The following is a 4,160-nucleotide window of genomic DNA, read 5'->3' on the forward strand; positions in this document are numbered from 1 at the left end:
CCACTGTATGCGACCATAGGTATCCAGCTAAGACCCTCCAACGACATAAGTGATAGCCCCACGCCCATTTGAGTATATAAACAAATTATATACAGAAGTGTGCGCGAGACCTGGCATCACTTATTGCTATTCGTTGGAAAATTTAGCTGAATTTTATGACCGAGTGCAATAAATAACCGTTCTCTAGTAAAAAAAATAAAATGTTCCTCTCTACGTATGAAAGGAAACCGCTACAAAAGTAGCAATAAATATTGATAAAGCAAGTAATCTTGTTTTATAATTTCATAGATAGTTCTGATTTACTAAAAGTCAGTATAAATATGATTAATATAAAAAGAACCCTACACTGAATTATTGTTTTTTTGTTCAGTTCAGAATTGGAATTCTAGGTAATTCTGCTAGATGATTTTAACTTAACTTTCTGTTTTCTTTGCATAAACCACCTGTTTGCCTGTTCCATAACGGATTAAGAGTCCACGTTCGATAAAAGCATTCAGTTCTTTCAAAGCACGTTTTTTGTCGTGTCCTGTCAATCGGCTATAGTCGGTGCGGGTCAGGCAGGGATATTTGTTCAGATGCTGGTTGATTATTGTCAAACATTCTTCTTCGCTGTGCCCTTTTCTGTGGTGACGAGTCATCGATTCTCCACGTTCCAGTCTCATTTGCTGGCCTACTTCTTTCTTAAACTGGCTACTTACCCGGAAATTGACATTTTTCAGTTCTATGGATTGTGCGTGTACATCTTTTTTCTTCATTACACGAGGTCCCTTCAAAGACACTGAAAAATATCCGATATCTCCCAGTTCCACAATCCATCCGTTGGCAATCAGGTCTCTCAACTCGTTTTGGAAAGACTGCATGGCGCCCGCCAGTAAACTGCGGCTTATTCCTGTGAATTTGTGTACACGGTCTAGAAATTCTTCCTGATCGATGGTTCCTTTGAATACTACGCGGGGATGAAGCGGTTGTGCGTCGCCTGTTTGTTGAATGTCAGGTGTGTCGTAAAGGTCATATTGTATACTCATATTCGTTTTTATTTAGTGTAGGCACATTGATAAATCCGTTTGCCTATCCGGATTTACTTCACTTGCTACTTTTATTTCGTTCCACTATAGTTTCTCTTTCGTCCCACTATAGTGCTCCGCAAGGGAAACTATAGTGTTCTTTGCGGAACACTATAGTGGAACGAAAAAAGATTAGGCAACAAAGGTAATCTCTTTAGGCAATAAAACTAATTATATTAGCAGGAAAGAAATAAAAACGTCGCAAATATTGTTTATTACCTTAAGTCACCCTTTCCTTTTTTAATAAATTAGCTAGAAAGTGTGGTGTTTATTGAATAAGAACCCTTATTTTTGCAGCATGTTACAATTTGAGAATCAAAAGATAAAGCAAATAGTTCGCAAGGTGCTTCCGGTAGTAACGCTGGGAGCTATGTTATATTCCTGCGCCAGTATTGGACGGCCGGACGGAGGCCCTTATGATGAGACGCCGCCCCGTTTCATCGGTAGTACTCCTGCTGCGGGCGCTCTGAATAATGAAAGGACTAAAATTTCTTTGATGTTTGATGAGTTTATTAAGCTGGAGAAAGCAACCGAAAAAGTCGTTGTTTCTCCTCCCCAGATACAGCAACCGGAAATCAAGGCTTCCGGCAAGAGAATACAAGTCAACCTACTCGACTCTTTGAAGCCTAACACGACCTATACGATTGACTTCTCGGATGCAATTGTCGACAATAATGAAGGTAACCCGCTAGGGAATTTTGCATTTACGTTTTCTACCGGTACGGAAATCGATACGATGGAAGTAGCAGGAACAATGCTCGACGCCTCTAACCTGGAACCTATTAAAGGTATGCTTGTCGGACTACATTCCAACCTGAATGATTCGGCTTTCAACAAATTGCCTTTCGACCGTGTGGCACGTACAGACAGCCGTGGACGTTTCTCCATCCGTGGTGTAGCTCCCGGCAAATATCGCATCTATGGATTGATGGATGCCGACCAAAACTTTACTTTTAATCAGAAGAGCGAGATGATCGCTTTCCATGATTCGTTGATTATCCCCCGCATGGAAGAACGTATCCGCATGGATACTGCTTGGGTGGACTCATTGACCTACGACACGATTGTTGAGAAGAAATATATGCATTATTTGCCGGATGATGTCATCCTCCGTGCCTTTAAAGAGCTTAATTATTCGCAATATCTTATCAAGTCGGAAAGACTGGTTCCTCATAAGTTCACTTTTTATTTTGCCGGTAAGGCGGACACTTTGCCAGTCTTGAAAGGCTTAAACTTCGATGAAAAGGATGCTTTTGTCATCGAAAAGAATCAGCGGAACGATACAATCCATTATTGGGTGAAAGATTCTTTGCTCTTCAAACAGGATACTCTTGCCATGAGTCTGACTTATCTTTATACAGATACTTTAAACCAATTAGTACCCCGTACAGATACGCTGAATCTTGTTTCGAAGCAGAAATATAAGAAAGAGGAGTCGGATAAGGACAAAAAGAAAAAGAAGAAAAAGAAAGGGGAAGAGGATGAACCCGAACCGACGAAATTCTTGCCGGTGAATGTTAGTGCCCCTTCGTCAATGGATGTATATGGATATATTTCTTTGAATTTTGAAGAACCGATAGCCAGCTACGACACTGCCGCCATACATCTGCGGCAAAAGGTGGATACGCTCTGGAAGGATATACCGTTTGAATTTGAGCAGGATTCCGTAAATCTGAAGAAGTTTAATGTGTATTATGATTGGGAACCGACGCTGGAATATGAATTTTCGGTGGATTCGACCGCATTTCATGGTATATACGGATTGTTTACAGACAAAATAAAACAAGGGTTCAAGGTGCGTAGTTTGGAAGAATATGCCAAAATCACGTTTGTGGTGACGGGAGCGGAACCTAATGCTTTCGTTGAACTGTTGGATGCGCAGGATAAAGTGGTACGCCGAAGAAGAGTAGAGGAAGGAGGTTATGCCGACTTTTATTACTTAAATCCCGGTAAGTACTCCGCCCGGTTGATTAACGACCGGAATGGAAACGGTGAATGGGATACCGGCAATTTTGAAAAAGGGGTGCAGCCCGAAGAGGTGTATTATTATAATCAGATTTTAGAGCCGAAAGCCAACTGGGATCTAGAACAAAGTTGGGATATTCATGCAGTTCCGCTGGATAAGCAAAAGCTGGATGAACTTAAAAAACAAAAACCAGATGAAGACAAGAAGAAAAAGGATCGGGAACGAAATAGTCAGAACCGCCGTCGTTAGCGTTCGACGCAATTTTATTATCGGATTAGTGGCCTTACTGATGGGAGCTTTCGCCCTCCCAGCCAGTGCTCAATGTGAAGCGAAGAATGATGCGTTTCAATCCGGCGAACACGTAATGTATGATTTATATTTTAACTGGAAGTTTGTCTGGGTGAAAGCCGGACTTGCCAGTCTGACGACGAATGCTACTACTTATCATTCACAACCTGCCTACCGGATTAACCTGCTTGCTTTGGGCAGTAAACGGGCGGATTTCTTTTTCAAGATGCGCGATACGCTGACTTGTGTGATCGGTGAAAAACTGGAACCGCGCTATTTCCGCAAAGGTGCCGAAGAGGGAAAACGTTACACGGTCGATGAGGCTTGGTTCTCTTATAAGGACGGTCTTTGCCTGGTAAATCAGAAGCGTACTTACCGGGATGGGGCGTTTAATGAATCTGAAGATAGTGATAGCCGCTGTATATACGATATGTTGAGCATTCTGGCGCAAGCGCGTTCTTACGACCCTGCAGATTATAAGGTGGGAGATAAGATCAAGTTCCCCATGGCTACAGGCCGTAAAGTGGAAGAACAGACGCTTATTTATCGTGGTAAAGAAAATGTGAAAGCGGAAAATGGAGTGATTTACCGTTGTCTGATCTTCTCATTAGTTGAATATGATAAGAAAGGGAAAGAGAAGGAGGTGATTACTTTCTTTGTGACAGACGATTTGAACCATCTTCCTGTCCGTCTGGACTTGTTCTTGAATTTCGGTTCCGCTAAAGCATTCCTGAATAATGTGACCGGCAACCGGCATCCGCTGACTTCTGTCGTTAAATAAATATATAGAAAAAACGAAGGCATATCAGAAGTAATTTGACCTGTCAACCTGTTATTTTTTA

At 41.8% G+C, this 4,160-nt stretch carries 3 protein-coding genes; 2 read left to right on the top strand and 1 reads right to left on the bottom strand.

Annotation, left to right across the window (positions count from 1 at the left end; genetic code table 11):
- Window positions 1-413 precede the first annotated feature (413 nt).
- On the bottom strand, window positions 414-1,025 hold the full coding sequence (locus BXY_RS12600) for an HU family DNA-binding protein (RefSeq protein ID WP_015532095.1): 612 nt from the start codon (window positions 1,023-1,025) through the stop codon (window positions 414-416).
- Window positions 1,026-1,362: 337 nt separating this feature from the next.
- Here BXY_RS12600 and BXY_RS12605 point away from each other — a divergent pair, with 337 nt between their 5' ends.
- Complete coding sequence (locus BXY_RS12605) at window positions 1,363-3,279, top strand: Ig-like domain-containing protein (protein ID WP_004298332.1); 1,917 nt, start codon at window positions 1,363-1,365, stop codon at window positions 3,277-3,279.
- Window positions 3,224-4,099: a DUF3108 domain-containing protein gene (locus BXY_RS12610; protein ID WP_134993656.1), complete on the top strand. Its 876-nt coding sequence runs from the start codon at window positions 3,224-3,226 to the stop codon at window positions 4,097-4,099. The genes BXY_RS12605 and BXY_RS12610 overlap by 56 nt, the downstream gene beginning before the upstream one ends.
- Window positions 4,100-4,160 lie beyond the last annotated feature (61 nt).

This window comes from Bacteroides xylanisolvens XB1A (assembly GCF_000210075.1).
In the GTDB taxonomy this organism is placed as follows: Bacteria; Bacteroidota; Bacteroidia; order Bacteroidales; family Bacteroidaceae; genus Bacteroides; species Bacteroides xylanisolvens.